14 protein-coding genes and 1 pseudogene are annotated in these 14296 nt (G+C 44.4%); 9 read left to right on the plus strand and 6 right to left on the minus strand.

The genetic code is table 11. The features are described 5' to 3' along the window. Window positions 1-153: 153 nt before the first annotated feature. Window positions 154-1704, minus strand: coding sequence for an ATP-binding protein (locus ACUVJL_RS18935; RefSeq protein ID WP_445247246.1), 1551 nt, complete (start codon window positions 1702-1704; stop codon window positions 154-156). 181 nt (window positions 1705-1885) lie between these two features. Then, window positions 1886-2797 carry a GTPase Era gene (era, locus tag ACUVJL_RS18940; RefSeq protein ID WP_445247259.1) on the minus strand — a complete coding sequence of 304 codons (912 nt, stop codon included), beginning with the start codon at window positions 2795-2797 and terminating at the stop codon, window positions 1886-1888. 509 nt (window positions 2798-3306) lie between these two features. On the opposite strand from era, the gene ACUVJL_RS18945 reads away from it, so the two are divergent. Next, the gene (locus ACUVJL_RS18945; RefSeq protein ID WP_445247247.1) at window positions 3307-3738 is read left to right on the plus strand and encodes a hypothetical protein; all 432 of its coding nucleotides are present in this window, start codon (window positions 3307-3309) and stop codon (window positions 3736-3738) included. 443 nt (window positions 3739-4181) lie between these two features. On the opposite strand, the gene ACUVJL_RS18950 is transcribed toward ACUVJL_RS18945, so the two are convergent. After that, window positions 4182-4454: a hypothetical protein gene (locus tag ACUVJL_RS18950; protein WP_445247248.1), complete on the minus strand. Its 273-nt coding sequence runs from the start codon at window positions 4452-4454 to the stop codon at window positions 4182-4184. Window positions 4455-4821: 367 nt separating this feature from the next. Here ACUVJL_RS18950 and ACUVJL_RS18955 point away from each other — a divergent pair, with 367 nt between their 5' ends. The 4 genes and pseudogenes from ACUVJL_RS18955 to ACUVJL_RS18970 all read left to right on the plus strand — a co-directional run bounded on the left by ACUVJL_RS18955 (window position 4822) and on the right by ACUVJL_RS18970 (window position 7526). Next, window positions 4822-5379 carry an NUDIX hydrolase gene (locus tag ACUVJL_RS18955; protein WP_445247249.1) on the plus strand — a complete coding sequence of 186 codons (558 nt, stop codon included), beginning with the start codon at window positions 4822-4824 and terminating at the stop codon, window positions 5377-5379. Window positions 5380-5575: 196 nt separating this feature from the next. Further along, on the plus strand, window positions 5576-6331 hold the full coding sequence (locus tag ACUVJL_RS18960) for an ATP-binding cassette domain-containing protein (protein WP_445247250.1): 756 nt from the start codon (window positions 5576-5578) through the stop codon (window positions 6329-6331). 53 nt (window positions 6332-6384) lie between these two features. After that, a pseudogene (locus tag ACUVJL_RS18965) lies at window positions 6385-6842 on the plus strand (DUF29 domain-containing protein). A gap of 33 nt (window positions 6843-6875) precedes the next feature. Beyond that, complete coding sequence (locus tag ACUVJL_RS18970; protein WP_445247251.1) at window positions 6876-7526, plus strand: ABC transporter permease; 651 nt, start codon at window positions 6876-6878, stop codon at window positions 7524-7526. A gap of 420 nt (window positions 7527-7946) precedes the next feature. On the opposite strand, the gene ACUVJL_RS18975 is transcribed toward ACUVJL_RS18970, so the two are convergent. Next, window positions 7947-8558, minus strand: coding sequence for a DUF1802 family protein (locus tag ACUVJL_RS18975; protein WP_445247252.1), 612 nt, complete (start codon window positions 8556-8558; stop codon window positions 7947-7949). Between the two features lie 126 nt (window positions 8559-8684). Between ACUVJL_RS18975 and ACUVJL_RS18980 the strand changes: the two genes are divergently transcribed. Together ACUVJL_RS18980 and ACUVJL_RS18985 are read left to right on the plus strand one after the other, a co-directional pair. Next, window positions 8685-9644: an aldo/keto reductase gene (locus tag ACUVJL_RS18980; protein ID WP_445247253.1), complete on the plus strand. Its 960-nt coding sequence runs from the start codon at window positions 8685-8687 to the stop codon at window positions 9642-9644. A gap of 341 nt (window positions 9645-9985) precedes the next feature. Then, window positions 9986-11857: a protein kinase domain-containing protein gene (locus ACUVJL_RS18985; protein ID WP_445247254.1), complete on the plus strand. Its 1872-nt coding sequence runs from the start codon at window positions 9986-9988 to the stop codon at window positions 11855-11857. 134 nt (window positions 11858-11991) lie between these two features. Here ACUVJL_RS18985 and ACUVJL_RS18990 read toward each other — a convergent pair whose 3' ends face one another. Beyond that, window positions 11992-12633: a Uma2 family endonuclease gene (locus tag ACUVJL_RS18990; protein WP_445247255.1), complete on the minus strand. Its 642-nt coding sequence runs from the start codon at window positions 12631-12633 to the stop codon at window positions 11992-11994. 135 nt (window positions 12634-12768) lie between these two features. On the opposite strand from ACUVJL_RS18990, the gene ACUVJL_RS18995 reads away from it, so the two are divergent. Together ACUVJL_RS18995 and ACUVJL_RS19000 are read left to right on the plus strand one after the other, a co-directional pair. Next, a complete protein-coding gene (locus ACUVJL_RS18995; protein WP_445247256.1) occupies window positions 12769-13128 on the plus strand; it encodes a hypothetical protein in 360 nt (119 codons plus the stop codon). Continuing rightward, a complete protein-coding gene (locus ACUVJL_RS19000) occupies window positions 13128-13529 on the plus strand; it encodes an HNH endonuclease (RefSeq protein ID WP_445247257.1) in 402 nt (133 codons plus the stop codon). The genes ACUVJL_RS18995 and ACUVJL_RS19000 overlap by 1 nt, the downstream gene beginning before the upstream one ends. A gap of 112 nt (window positions 13530-13641) precedes the next feature. Here ACUVJL_RS19000 and ACUVJL_RS19005 read toward each other — a convergent pair whose 3' ends face one another. Continuing rightward, window positions 13642-14154 (minus strand): hypothetical protein, encoded by a 513-nt coding sequence (locus ACUVJL_RS19005; RefSeq protein ID WP_445247258.1) that lies wholly within the window; start codon window positions 14152-14154, stop codon window positions 13642-13644. Window positions 14155-14296 lie beyond the last annotated feature (142 nt).

Raw genomic sequence — 14296 nt, forward strand, 5'->3', positions numbered from 1 at the left:
TAATTGTATTGCAGTTACGGTACAATACTGGATATAATCGAGTAATACCGCAGCTAGATCGTGTGTGTCAACCGCTTCTTAATTATATTTTAGATTAGAGTCGATCGCACACTTTCGGCGATCGGAAAAATACAGACATTCATCAGAACTTCTTCACGCACGAATAACTGTAACGGTTCGCCCCATTGGTGTCAGATGAATTTCAGTATTCAGTCGTTCTTCTAATTCGAGCGCATTCTCGCGCCGATCGAATATCACCAACCAACCGGAATCTTGTCCCAATCGTGCCAAATACCCATCCAACTGTTCCAACCCTTTACTCAAGGGGTCGATTTTTCTAGTCCGCCAAACCTTCAATTCAATTCCCAATGTTACCTCACCATAACGCAAACATAAATCCATTCTGTCGCGTCCGATCGCATATTCCCTCTCCAACGTTCCCCCACCATTAATCACCCGATGCAGAAATGCCATCAACACTAAATGCGGGGCAATTTCGGGATAAGATGCACTTTTGAGTAACGGTTCGCCATGCTGTAGCCAAAATTCCAGAAAAGTTTTGAGTAACGCTTGCGTGTCTAATTTGCCTTCATGAGTCAACCAACTCGGTGCAATTTGCGGCAGAGAAGCCATTGGCGTTACGGTGAGTACGCGGGGCAAAACTTCGCGATAAATTGGGTTGGCGATCGTCAATCCACCCTGAACATCCATCTTACACAAACCCAAATCGATTAAAAACTGAATATCATCATTGGGGATATTGCCCAGTTCCAAACCCGCCAACATCGGCTCGATAATGGCTTTGACTCGGTTTTCTCTGAGTCGTTCTGCCAAACTATCCAAATGCGTATCTTGCCGTTGTATTAAAATTTCTTTAGCTGATAAAATATGTTGTGGTGTAATTTCTATAGATTCATCTGTTACTAATTCTTCTACAATTTCCTTAGCCAAAGCATTCACTAACCAAGGTTGTCCCTGAGTCAGTTCAAAAGCTAAGGCTACGGCTTCAGGTGTAAAAACTTGTCCGGTATCTTGGGTATGTTGCGCGTAGAGTTCCGCGACTTCAGAGGCATTAAAATCTCTGAGAGTAATCGATCGCACTTTAATATTAAACGGACTGGATGTATTGAGTCGATCGCTTCCCCCCGCAGCCACTTTGTAATCGCGAACATCCCGCAAACCAATTAAGCCCACCGATTGCGGAAACGCTTTCGGGCGATTGGGATAACCATCGCGTAATTGGCGCAGAATAGAAATCAAAGCTTGGTCTTGTAGTGCGTCAATTTCATCGATAAAAATCACCAAAGGACGAGGAGAAGATTGTGTCCACAGGCTGAGTACATGGCCGATTTGCTGTCCCGGTTCCGACGAGGGCCAAGCAGGCGGCTGCAATTCTGGGGAAAGTCGAATCGAAATCGCCCGTCGCCAAGCACCGAGAATGGCATCCTCTGCACCCGCGATGTCTTGACTGAAGGGTGCGCCCACTTCAACTGACAGCATCACGGCGGTGTATTGTCCGCTTTCGGTGAGTTGTTTGGCTAACGCCAGCATGGCGGTGGTTTTTCCCACTTGCCGGGGTGCGTGGATGACGAAATAGTTCTGCTGAGCAATCAGTCGTTCCAGGCTAGGAATGCGACGGGTAGCAGGAAGTACGTAGTGGATATCCTCGCGGCAGGGGCCAGCGGTATTGAACCAACGCGGCATAGGTCAACTGGGGCGAATGGGCTGCTCTCAGTTTACTGTAGTGTTGTTGGAATGGCGTTCTAGTTGTTAAGCGGGGGTTTGTACCGACTCTCCGAACCCGATGAAACTCTCTATGAGCGAAAGTCGTGCTCGATTCTTGATTCATAGAACGGAAGAACCCCAACTGCCAACTGCCAAAGTTTCACTCTTCTACCCGATAGCCCAATTCCGCCAAACGAGTGCGCGACTGCCGCCACTTCGGCTGCACCTTGACAAATAACTCCAAATATACTTTGCCTTCAATTAACTTTTGAATCTGTTCCCGGGCCGCACTGCCGATCGACTTGAGCATACTGCCGCTTTTACCGATTAAAATACCTTTTTGGGAATCCCGTTCGACGTGAATTGTCGCCAGAATGCGCGTAATTTTTGCTTCTTCTTGAACTATGTCGATCGCAATTGCTACCGAATGCGGCACTTCTTCCCGCGTCAGCAGCAAAATCTGTTCCCGAATCAATTCGCCCATAATAAAGCGTTCCGGCTGGTCAGTCACCAAATCTGGCGGATAATAATAAGGCCCAACCTCTAAATGTTCGATTAACAATTTTTGCAGCGACTCGACACCCTCGCCCGTGAGAGCGGAAAATTTCACTACAGGCCACTCTGGATTGACAATTTGCTGGTAAGTTCGATCGATCAACACGCAATCCGACGGTTGTTCGTCCAACTTATTCATCCCAAAAATCACCGGAATGCCGATATTGCTGAGAATTTCGACAATATATCGATCGCCCCCTCCCGATTCCACCGAACCATCCACCACAAACAGCACCACATCCACCGACTTAATCGCGGTGCGGGCATTCTGCACTAAAACCTTGCCCAATTCGTGGTGCGGCTTGTGAATTCCGGGAGTATCTACAAAAATAATTTGTGCTTCAGGTGTCGTCAGGATGCCCCGTAGCCTGTTGCGCGTCGTCTGAGACACCGGCGAAGTAATTGCAATTTTCTGCCCCACCAACTGATTCATCAGCGTTGATTTTCCGACATTCGGGCGTCCGACAATACCCACAAAGCCCGATTTGTAACCCGCCGGAGCTGCGGGAACACCCATAATATCCGATACGTCGATAAATTTACTATCTTCCACCAAAATCACCTATTTTCAAGCCCCTTCTCTGTCTATTGTCGCCTGAAAATACTCAAACGGCCATCGATGCACTCTAGCATCTTTCTCCCCCTGCTATAGCCCGCAACACTCAAAGCTCGATCGAGCCGCCAACCAGTCTTAAAACGTGATACCCGATCGGCAAAACTTGATATCTGAGACAAAATTTGATAAAGTTCCAATGACATCGATCGAAAATGAATCATTCTGGTAAAACCGACTCTCCAATGCTGTAACAACTTCAGATGTGTAAATATCTCACTCAACTGAAACTATTCTACAGCTTGTCAGGCAAACCATTTTTAACATTTTTGAAGATGTTTGGTAATAAATTAGCTTTGTTGAACTCAAACTCAAAAGCTCAATATCATCAGGCGCTTTCTCAATAAAAGCTAGTGTCTTTTGATCCTACCTAAATTAGTGCTAATCGTCATCAAGCTGAGGAGATAAATCGGATGAAATCGAAATTATTTTGGAGTGTCTGCACCGTTTTGGTAGCAAGCTTGCCTATTCCCGCCTTCGCTCAAACAAGCCCTCCAACTAGCCCTCAAGCAGGTGTTGACTACAAAGGCGGCTCGATGAAATACCAAATGCTACCAGGCAGAATACAGGACAGAGCCTTGCCCAAAGCCTTTGATTTTCCAATTATTACCAATGTTGCTACTGACACTAGCATCACCTCGGATTTCCTAATTACCGATCAGTTTAGCGCGCCGCCGGGTCGTACCGAATACACCGGAGCTCTCACCGCCTGGGCAGCATCAATCAGAGAATGTCTGGCAAAACAGCCCCGTTTGATTCGAGCCAGCACCAAGAACCCGATTCAGATTAATGGTACAGTAGGCACGATTGTTAGAAACGCAAATAACCGTGCAGTTTGCAGATAAACCCGCAATATCACGGTGGCTAAATTGACTGTAATTGCTGTAAGGGCGGGTTCACCAATATCTCCAATGCAAGCATCGATACAGTAAACCCCTCACCGCGACGATATTGTGGTCAATCGACCCCACTTGATATAACTTCCGCTGTCTGAATAAAAAAACTAGAGAGTGTTTTTGAACAAAAAGAGCAATAGAAAACCTATTGCTCTTTTTGTTGTGAGCGAAATTTCAATTAATATCTATTAGAACTTATATGATGTCCGCTAGAACGACATCATATAAGAGGTTTGTAGTGAGGAATGCAAGTCCTTATCCAACTTTGAGGACTTGCATTCCTCACTGCAAACGACATTATTACGCAGAAACCAGCTTTTTTCCAAAATATCCCGTGGAAGCCGAGGGATATGGATTTTAACACCCGGTTTATGAAAGTTTGTCTGCGTAATTCAGGATTTAGTAGCGCAAAATTCATCTTTACTTAGTAAAATTTCGCCATAATCAGGAATCCAAGCTAGCCACTTATCATCCGAACATTCACACAACAGCCACGCTTCCTCAAAGCTGAATGCGGTTGGCGGATTGAACAATTTAACCCAAATAGAAGGAACCAATTTGGGTGCAGGATAGGCGCAGCCAAAGTTTTCCCAGTCACGGACAGTGGCGAAGCTTCCGGGGATTGATTGGGATTGCCAAGTACGAATATCTGTTTGCAGTTTCATAAAAACTCCTTTTGGGCTAAGAGTCTGCACCAGGGCGGCGCTGTCATAAGGCAGGGCGATGGCGCAGATAAACTTTGATTATGTAGTGTATGCTACCGAATTTCCCAGGCGAATGTGTAAGGTTGTAGCAAAAATTTACAATCGACAGGAAAAAACGGATTCCAAGCTGAAAAGGTCGATCGGCTATTGTTGCGCTCGGCAACGATCGCCTCCCATAGCAAAAAACATCTGATTTATAGCGGTTCTCAATAAAATGAGCTACACACCCGCAACTGATGCCCACGGAGGCCACGGAGGCCACGGAGACCACGGAGGCCGCGAGAGCACCTCATGTTACTCAGAAAGGCTATATTTCAAAAACTCCCACATGAACCAAACTGCAAAATCCCAGTGGAAAACTCTAGATCGGTTTGTAGAAATCAACTCTCATTGGGTAAAACTAATCGCCGAACATCTCGAAACAACCGAAGGGCAAATAGTAGAATATTGGCGAGTAGAAAGAGCAGATTCAGTTGTAATCTTGACAATTCAAGCTGAAAAATTTCTGTTTCCCACACCGATGTATCGCCCCGGCGTAGCATCCGCAACCCTCGATTTTCCCGGCGGTCGCGTACCAGCGCAAGTCACGCCAGCAGCGGCAGTTCCAGCTATAATCAAGAGGGAACTAGGCGTGACAGAAAGTGCGATCGCCCGCATCCAACCGATTAACACCATCGGCTGGGCAATAAACAGTTCCTTCTCCAATCAAAAACTCTACGGTTTTGTTGCAGAATTGCACCCTACAGCAACAGTAAACCCCGAACTTATCGGTGCTGAATATTCTGTCACCCCAGACGGAATTCGCGACTTGCTCAAAAAATTAACTTGCCTACAATGTCGAGCTTTACTGCTAGAATGGCACAATCAAGTCGATTTTAGATTTTAGATTTTAGATTTTAGATTTTAGATGGGGAATTGTCCCCCAATGCTCGCTGATTTGAATTTTAGGACTTACGCTCATCAACCCGGTTTCTAGGACAAATCTTGGGTTAGGCAGCAAATTATCTAGGAAAAAACCGGGTTGATAGCCCCTTGTGTGTAAGTCCTAAAATTATTGAAAACCAACATCACCGAAACTAATCATGCCTCTCAATAATGAATTTGCTGTCGAATGCCTTGAGGTTACATATCGCATCAACCGCAGGCATTTAGTAGACAAACTCAATTTCAAAGTGCTGCAAGGAGAAGTTTTAGTATTGCTGGGACGAAGTGGGAGTGGCAAAACTACTACCATGAAATTGATTAACAATTTACTAACGCCAAGCAGTGGTGAAGTTCTTGTCATGGGAAAACCCACAACTCAGTGGAACCCAATTCAACTGCGCCGAAAAATTGGCTATGTGATTCAAGAAATCGGTTTATTTCCCCATTTTACCGTCGAGCAAAACGTCGGTTTAGTGCCGAAATTGGAAGGTTGGGAGGGCGATCGTATTCAATCTCGCGTCCGCCAACTGTTAGAATTAGTCAACCTCGATCCCCAGCACTTCGCTAAACGCTATCCCCATCAGTTATCCGGGGGACAGCGGCAGCGGGTAGGCGTCGCTAGAGCACTGGCGGCTGACCCTCCGGTGCTGTTAATGGACGAACCGTTTGGTGCTTTAGACCCCATTACTCGTCTGGAATTGCAGCGGGAATTCGGTCAATTGCAGCAGCAACTGGGCAAAACAGTGATTTTTGTGACTCACGGCATTCAAGAAGCTTTTTTGTTAGCTTCTAGAATTGGTTTGATGCAAGACGGACGGTTGGTTGAATTGGGATCGCCCGATGATTTTCTAAAATCTCAGCATCCAGAAGCTCGCGCATTTCTTGAATGTTTGCAAGTAGCTAGATTTGAATGATTTTAGCAAAAGTTTGATACTATAGTTTTAGTAACTAAGCTGATAATCAAACGATGCACAGTCTTTACCAGACAGACTTCTATGCTTGGACGCAAGAACAAGCCAAGTTACTTCGCAAGTGTCAGTGGAGTCAACTTGACTTGCCAAATTTAACTGAGGAGATTGAATCTTTGGGCAAACAGGACAAGAACTTAGAAATAGTTTGAGCATTTTGCTGGGACATTTGCTGAAGTGGCAATATCAGCCCCAGCAGCGCAGTCCGAGGAGGCTGTCTACAATTCGAGTGCAGTGGCGGGACACTCAGAGACTTATACAAGATAACCCAAGTCTGAAACCTTACTTGCAAGAAGCTTTCCCAGAAGCTTATCAAAACGGTAGAGATTTGGCAGTAGGAGAAACCGATTTACCTCTTAAAACATTTCCTCCAAACTGCCTTTACAGCTTAGAGGAAATTCTGGACTCTCGCTTCTATCCTGGCGAACCAAGTCCTGAAATGGAAAATGATTTATAAGATTGACAGCAATTAGTAATAACCAATTACCCGATGATAATTTTTATCAACCGCTATGGCGCTGAAATAATTCAGCGCGCCACCGAGCACTTGTATTTAGTAACTGTGGCAATTTTTATCGCTATTAGTGTGGGGATTCCCCTCGGGATTTTAGTCACGAGAAAACCAAAATTGAAAAAGCCGATTTTGGGATTTGCTAATATTATGCAAACAATTCCCAGTTTAGCTTTGTTTGGCTTGCTAATCCCGGTGCCGGTAGTGGGTGGAATAGGCGATAGCACGGCAATTATCGCCCTCACTCTGTATTCTTTACTGCCTATTATCCGCAATACTTATACTGGTATTGTCGGCGTCGATCCGGCGATTACGCAAGCCGGAATAGGCATGGGGATGACGGATATGCAACTGTTATGGCAAGTGGAAATTCCCCTGGCCCTGGGCGTGATTCTGGCGGGCGTGCGAGTGGCCACAGTAATTGCGATCGGACTGGCAACCATTGCGGCTGCAATTGGTGCCGGCGGCTTGGGGGTATTTATTTTTCGGGGCGTTGCTACAGTCAACAATCAGTTACTTTTAGCTGGGGCAATTCCGGCAGCTTTGATGGCATTAGCTGCGGATTTTGGGCTGGGTTTGGTAGAAGCGCGCCTCTCGAAAAGTACATTAAAAACTATTAATGATGACTAAATTCCTCACTACACAATTGGCGGATAAAATTTTAATCTGACTGATAGCAAACCTTCTTCTGAAGATCGATCGCGATTTCACAGTAGCCATTCTGTAGCGTCTGGATGCTTCAGTTTAGGTGACTTACGCCCGCTGACTGATGAAACCCGGTTTCTTCCTATATTTATCGTTCCTCGTCGCAAATTTTGGTAAAAACTGGAAGCGCCCATGCGTAAGCCCTGAAACTGTCCGAAGTGTTGATACATTCTATCTACTTTCAACAAGTTATATCAACTCCGCTAACATCGTCGGGCGTAAAATCGAATCAACAGTCAATACTCAACTATCATTCAGTTTTTCGACCCCTCCTTCAACAGTCAACAGTCAACAGTCAACTATAATTCCGGTGCAACCGGAATTGATATTAGATGCGCGGAAAATTCAACCCCTCAGCGTTGTGATTTTCTCCAAACCAGAAGCATTCGGAGGATTCGCGATCAGATTGCGGATTTCATTTGATCGTGCAATGTACTCTCCATCGCTCAAAACAGCTTCGCTTCCCTCCAGCGAAATAGGATCTGCCAAATCGATCCAAGAACGGCAACCGCCGTATTCAGGAATGTAGGGAATTTCTCTGGTTTCTGCAAGGCGATAAGTCCGCAGCAATAAAATACAAATGGGCTGATTTTGTTTCCATTTCAGGCGATCGCTGACAAATTTTTCATTCCAAATATGGTAAGGAAACAGCGCGGTAATTGCCGGTTCCCAAGCTACCAAAAAAACATCGGTAATCTCAGCCCAACTGCCAATTCTAATAATTTCCGGATGCCAACCAGATTCTACAGTTTTTACCTGACTCGCAAAATCCGGTTTTAATAAATCAGGCTGTTGGTGTTCAAAAGTGGGATACAGCAAAACTTGTTTGTCATTGACATTGAACTGTCCTGCTTGCTCGCGAATTCCTCCCTTCCGCAATAGCACAATCGTTTGGCATTTTTCCAAAGCATTAACTGCTACATTCCATTCTTTCAGTGCGCGAGTAGTTGATTTCATAATAATTTAGTCTTGTTTTAACAATAGTAACAAAATCGCTAGCCTCAAGCAAGTACAGCAACTTTTTTCTGTTAAAATTAGATAGCTTGAGGGTGAATACTAAAAATCTCAATGAGGACTTAGGGTATGGAAAAGCGACAATTGGGGATATCACAAATTCAGATTACCCCGATAATTATGGGGACTTGGCAAGCTGGGAAGCGGATGTGGGTGGGAATTGAGGATGCTGAAACTGTCAAAGCAATGCGCGCCGCTTTTGAGGCAGGTATTACCACCTTTGATACGGCTGAGGGCTACGGAGAAGGGCATTCGGAACAAATTATCGGTCAAGCACTTTCAGATGTGCGATCGCAAGTAGTTTATGCTAGCAAAGTTGGCGCCAGCCACCTGAAACCAGACTTGTTAATCGAAGCCTGCGATCGATCGCTAAAAAACCTCAACACCGATTATATCGACCTTTACCAAATCCACTGGCCCGCTGGCACTTGGAATTCCGAGTTAGTGCCAATTCCAGAAACAATGGACGCCCTGAACAAGTTAAAAGAACAGGGAAAAATTCGGGCGATCGGCGTTTCCAACTTCTCCCGCGCCCAAATAGAAGAGGCGGCCCAATACGGACGCATCGACAGCCTGCAACCGCCCTATTCTCTGTTTTGGCGCTGGGTAGAAAAAGATGCTATGTCCTATTGTGTGGACAATCATATCTCAATCATTGCCTATTCATCTCTAGCTCAAGGAATATTGACAGGTAAATTCGGGCCAGAACACAAGTTTGAAGAAGGCGACCACCGCCCCAAAAATAAGCTATTCATCAAAGAAAATTACGACAGAGTGCAAACAGCATTAAATCAACTCAGACCAATTGCCGATCGCCACCAGACAAGCTTGGGCAACTTAGCTTTAGCTTGGTTGATTTCCCAGCCACAAACAAATGCAATTGTCGGCGCGCGCAACGGAGAACAAGCAGCCGAAAATGCTAAAGCTGCTGAGGTAAAATTGAGTGAAGAGGAATTAAAAGAGATTGACGCGATCGGGCGCACCGTCACCGATCATTTAGACGATAACCCCGTTATGTGGAATTTTTAAAAGGGTTAATTCAGGACTAGCAAAACCTCTATATGTAGGGTGCGCTATTGGCGCGCACCTTACCCCTATAAGTAGCGCCTAAAACCCCTATGAGAATAAGTCCTATAAATTTTATAGAGTCGCGCAAGAGGTATAATATTTACTGCCTAGGGCAAATATTCAAAAACATAAAAGCTAAAATCCGTAATCCGTAATCCCAAATCTAAAATCTAAAGAGGTATAATATTTATTGCCTAGTGCAAATATTCAAAAACATAAAATCTAAAATCCGTAATCCCAAATCCCAAATCTAAAATCCGTAATCCCAAATCCCAAATCTAAAATCTAAAATCTAAAATCGAATGAGTTACTGCCTAAACCCCAACTGTTCCAAGCCACAAAACCCTCCCGCAGCCAAAATTTGCAGGAATTGCCGTTCAAAACTGCTGCTGCGCGATCGCTACCGGGCTATAAAGGCGATCGGACAAGGCGGTTTTGGTAGAACATTCCTCGCCGTTGACGAAGACAAACCCTCCAAACCTCGCTGCGTCATCAAACAATTTTTACCCCCAGAAATCCAACTCATCCCATCAGCAAGCAATCGCAACAGCAAAAAAGCAGCCGAACTTTTTGAACAAGAAGCAATGCGATTAGACGAATTGGGCAAACACCCTCAAATTCCCGAACTCTTAGCCTATTCCATCCAAGACAGCAGACAATATGTAGTCCAAGAATTTATCGACGGGCAAAATTTAGCACAAATTGTAGAAACAGAAGGCACATTTACAGAAAATCAAATTCAAGACTTACTCAATAGCTTATTACCCGTCCTACACTTCATCCATTCCCACAACGTTATTCACCGAGACATCAAACCCGGGAACATCATCCGCCGCGCCGACAAACAATTAGTTTTAGTAGACTTTGGCGCCGCAAAAATTGCCACAGGTACTGCCTTACTCAAAACAGGAACCAGCATCGGCAGCCCCGAATACATCGCCCCCGAACAAGCTAGAGGTAAAGCATTTTTTACCAGCGATTTGTACAGTTTAGGCGTAACTTGTTTGTATTTGCTAACTCAAGTTTCCCCTTTTGACCTCTTCGATCCTGGTGAAGATGCCTGGATATGGCGCCAGTATTTGGCTAACAACCCGGTGAGTGAACAACTGGGTAAAATTTTAGACAAAATGATTGAAAATGCTACCAACCGCCGCTATCAAACGGCTGTTGAAGTATTAAAAGAAATTAATCCCCAAGTTGCGATCGATCTAGCAATTCCTCAAACAAATTCCAAGTTAGTTAAACCAGGAAAAACTCCCGCCCAGCCCCAACAGCAAACCTATAACTGGCAATGTTTTCACACCCTCACAGGTCACAAAAACTTAATTTACTCTGTTGCTTTCAGCCCCAACGGAGAAGTTGTAGCCAGCGGCAGCGATGACAAAACAATCAAGCTGTGGGGAGTTGAAGACGGGCAAGAAATTGTCACCCTCACAGGACACGCTAACTCGGTTTATACAGTAGCTTTCAGCCCGGACGGACAGATGCTAGCCAGCAGCAGCCACGACAAAACAGTAAAACTTTGGCGGATGAAAGATGGACAAGAAATCCGCACCCTGATCGGTCACAGTAACTCAGTTTACGGCGCAGCTTTCAGTCCCGATGGCGAAATTATTGCTAGCAGCAGTTGGGACAAAACAATCAAGATTTGGGGAGTCAAAGACGGGCAAGAAATTCGCACGCTTGCGGGTCACATCAATTTAGTTTATTTTGTTGCTTTTAGCCCGGATGGCGAAACTCTTGCTAGTTGCAGTTGGGACAGAACAATCAAGATTTGGCGCGTCACAGATGGGAAGCTAATTCGCACACTTACAGGTCATACAGACTCCGTTCGCTGCATAGCTTTCAGTCCAAATGGAGAGTTTTTGGCTAGCGGCAGCCATGACAATACTATTAAAATTTGGTGGGTCAAAGATTGGCAAGAAGTTTTAACGATCACAGGACATTCTTGGTATGTTGATTCTATTGCTTTTAGTCCCGATGGCGAGATTCTGGCTAGCAGCAGCAATCAAACAATCAAGATTTGGCGAGTGAAAGACGGTCAAGAAATTTGTAATATTGCAGGTCATACTAACTCGGTTTATTCTGTTAATTTTAGCCCGGAAGGAGAGTTTTTTGCTAGCGGCAGCAGTGACAAAAGTATTAAGATTTGGCAGAACACCATGTTTGTTTGATTAACCACAATCAAAATTGTTTGTAATCCTTGGGCGGGGGCAGGTTTATGAGAATTGTTGGTTGTAGGCAATTATTGTTGGTGGTGAAGCTGCCCCTACAGGAAGTACGATCGATTCACCGGACACGATATGATTCAACCGTTCTCCCTTGCAATTTTCCGTCGCAACTCTCGAATTATTGCACTTGTATGGCGATCGCGCGACAGTTGCCAGCATTCCTCCACAATTTCTGATACATTAAAATTGGGAAAATAACGGCTAACTGAACCTTCGACATATCGATCGTTTTGCAAGTCGTAAATTTTGAGCTTATTTTTCTTAAACAGCCACACTTCCGGCACTTGATAAGGGAAATAATCATCTACATCGGTGTAGCTAGTTACGTCTATTTCAATTACTATATCTGGTGGCGGTTCAACACCCCAAGCAATCCGATCTTTACCAATAATTGCCCCACAATTATCGATATAAAAACAATAATCTGGTTCAATTCCTCTTTCTTCCGGCAAATCCATGGTAATTGGTGTAAACGCTTCATAATCTCGCCCCAAGTAATCTAGCAGAACTTTGACGACATCAGCAATGATATTTGCTTGTTTTCCGTGTACTGGTAAAGGGGACATTAACAAAATCTCTCCTGGTCGATATTTGATGCGCGGAATCTGACGATCGCCCAATTGTTCTACAAGTGCTTGGTAATCCTGCCAAGTACCGGGGAATTTTATCAGTGTTCCTGGTGGTAAGTGAATCTTTTCTGGGGTGACGACTGCGAACATAAAGCTTATACCTCCTGACTAATTATATGTGTTTTTCACCAGAGTCGTCACTGTTTCAGATCAGGCGATCGGGCTATAATAGGTAAACTTAGCTATAATTTAGGCAATGCCCATTACCCAAAATTTGAACCAGATATGACTACAGTAGCTATCCTGCCTGTACTTAATACCAACGGTGAGAAATCTTATCGTGCTATTGCGGGCGATCGGCAGTCTGTTGGCAAAACTGCCGGTCAAGCTTTAGATGCTTTGACTGCTTTGTTAGGTGAAACAGACTTCAGCGCCTTAATAGTCATTCAAAGCTTTAACCCTGACGAATTCTTTACTGTCCAACAACAAAAACGATTATCAGAATTAATGAATTTGTGGCGTACAGCACGCGATCGAGGACAAAGCCTTTCTCCCAAACAACAAGCGGAATTAGAAAGTCTTGTCGAGATAGAACTTCAAGCTGCTACAGTTCGGACAGGAGTTCTCGTACAACGATTGAACTGATGAATCCTTACTACACTTTAGTAGCCGATCGCGCTGCTCATCGCTGCGAATATTGCCGCGCGCCTGAAATCGTATTCAACTTCCCTTTTGAGGTTGAACATATTGTTCCACTTTATCGAGGTGGTAATGATGAAATGTCAAACCTAGCATTAGCTTGTCGCTCTTGCAATCTTCGGAAAGGGACTAATACAAGCGGAATTGATTCTACGTCTAACACAGAAGTTTCTCTCTTTCACCCAAGACAAGATAGGTGGGATGAGCATTTTCAAGTGCAAATCGAGTCTGGTGCGATCGCAGGAATGACACCAACAGGTAGAGTAACAGTTGCGGGTTTGGCAATGAACTCTCAAGCACAGTTAATAGCGCGACAATTATGGATTCGTTTAGGTTTGTTTCCGTAAGTAGCCTAATTTAGTTAGTTTATGGAAAATTTAAAACACGTCGTGCGAATGCACCTCTAAATTATCTGGCTGGCTTACAATACCTTTGACACTACTAATAAACTCATTCTTTTCAATCTATCTGCTTCACTACCTCCCAGGCTAACCCTAACACCTCTGCAATTTGCTCATCCTTTAATCCCAACTGTCGTAATTTACCAACCATTTCAATTTTAACTTGATTCGTGCCATCCTGGTAGTCGGGAGTCGGAGGCTGACTTTTATTTGGGGTAGGAGTGGATAGTTCTGAGCAAGCATTGATATAGTTAATTGTGTTGCTATGACCAAAATGAGTATTATTATTGCGATCGCCAAAATTTATATTCAGATTTAATTGCCGTTCTAGAACAGATTCCAGATTCCCTTTATCAACTGGTTCATCAAAAGCATCAGATAACATTTGCAAAAGCTCGTAACCTACATCCTTAGCATGACCCGCCGTACAACCATAAGTATCTGCAATATCAGAATACTTTTGTCGCTTCAGTATTCCCTCGATAATTTTACGCTGCAAGTCATTGAGATGTTTGCCTGTATTAGCGCTGAGCACTTTATCTACAAATTGCAAGATATCGGCAGTGTCCATCAGTAGGGGGGTCGGAGAACTATCGTTAGTATACCCGACTTTATCCGTCTTTATCCGCCTTGATCCGCCTTGCATCGCAATTTTAGAAATGCCCGTCTTTTTCCGTCTTTTTTCGCTTTGCAGTTTTGTGCGATCGGTCTAT

The organism is Microcoleus sp. OTE_8_concoct_300, from assembly GCF_031383065.1.
Taxonomy (GTDB): domain Bacteria; phylum Cyanobacteriota; class Cyanobacteriia; order Cyanobacteriales; family Microcoleaceae; genus Microcoleus.

Bases quoted from the DNA above. Each gene is read 5' to 3' on its own strand.
- era (WP_445247259.1), bottom strand. From the start codon at position 2,797: ATGGGTGTTCCCGCAGCTCCGGCGGGTTACAAATCGGGCTTTGTGGGT.
- ACUVJL_RS18980 (WP_445247253.1), top strand. From the start codon at position 8,685: ATGGAAAAGCGACAATTGGGGATATCACAAATTCAGATTACCCCGATA.
- ACUVJL_RS18960 (WP_445247250.1), top strand. From the start codon at position 5,576: ATGCCTCTCAATAATGAATTTGCTGTCGAATGCCTTGAGGTTACATAT.
- ACUVJL_RS18985 (WP_445247254.1), top strand. From the start codon at position 9,986: ATGAGTTACTGCCTAAACCCCAACTGTTCCAAGCCACAAAACCCTCCC.
- ACUVJL_RS18955 (WP_445247249.1), top strand. From the start codon at position 4,822: ATGAACCAAACTGCAAAATCCCAGTGGAAAACTCTAGATCGGTTTGTA.
- ACUVJL_RS18995 (WP_445247256.1), top strand. From the start codon at position 12,769: ATGACTACAGTAGCTATCCTGCCTGTACTTAATACCAACGGTGAGAAA.
- ACUVJL_RS18945 (WP_445247247.1), top strand. From the start codon at position 3,307: ATGAAATCGAAATTATTTTGGAGTGTCTGCACCGTTTTGGTAGCAAGC.
- ACUVJL_RS19000 (WP_445247257.1), top strand. From the start codon at position 13,128: ATGAATCCTTACTACACTTTAGTAGCCGATCGCGCTGCTCATCGCTGC.
- ACUVJL_RS19005 (WP_445247258.1), bottom strand. From the start codon at position 14,154: ATGGACACTGCCGATATCTTGCAATTTGTAGATAAAGTGCTCAGCGCT.
- ACUVJL_RS18975 (WP_445247252.1), bottom strand. From the start codon at position 8,558: ATGAAATCAACTACTCGCGCACTGAAAGAATGGAATGTAGCAGTTAAT.
- ACUVJL_RS18950 (WP_445247248.1), bottom strand. From the start codon at position 4,454: ATGAAACTGCAAACAGATATTCGTACTTGGCAATCCCAATCAATCCCC.
- ACUVJL_RS18935 (WP_445247246.1), bottom strand. From the start codon at position 1,704: ATGCCGCGTTGGTTCAATACCGCTGGCCCCTGCCGCGAGGATATCCAC.
- ACUVJL_RS18970 (WP_445247251.1), top strand. From the start codon at position 6,876: ATGATAATTTTTATCAACCGCTATGGCGCTGAAATAATTCAGCGCGCC.
- ACUVJL_RS18990 (WP_445247255.1), bottom strand. From the start codon at position 12,633: ATGTTCGCAGTCGTCACCCCAGAAAAGATTCACTTACCACCAGGAACA.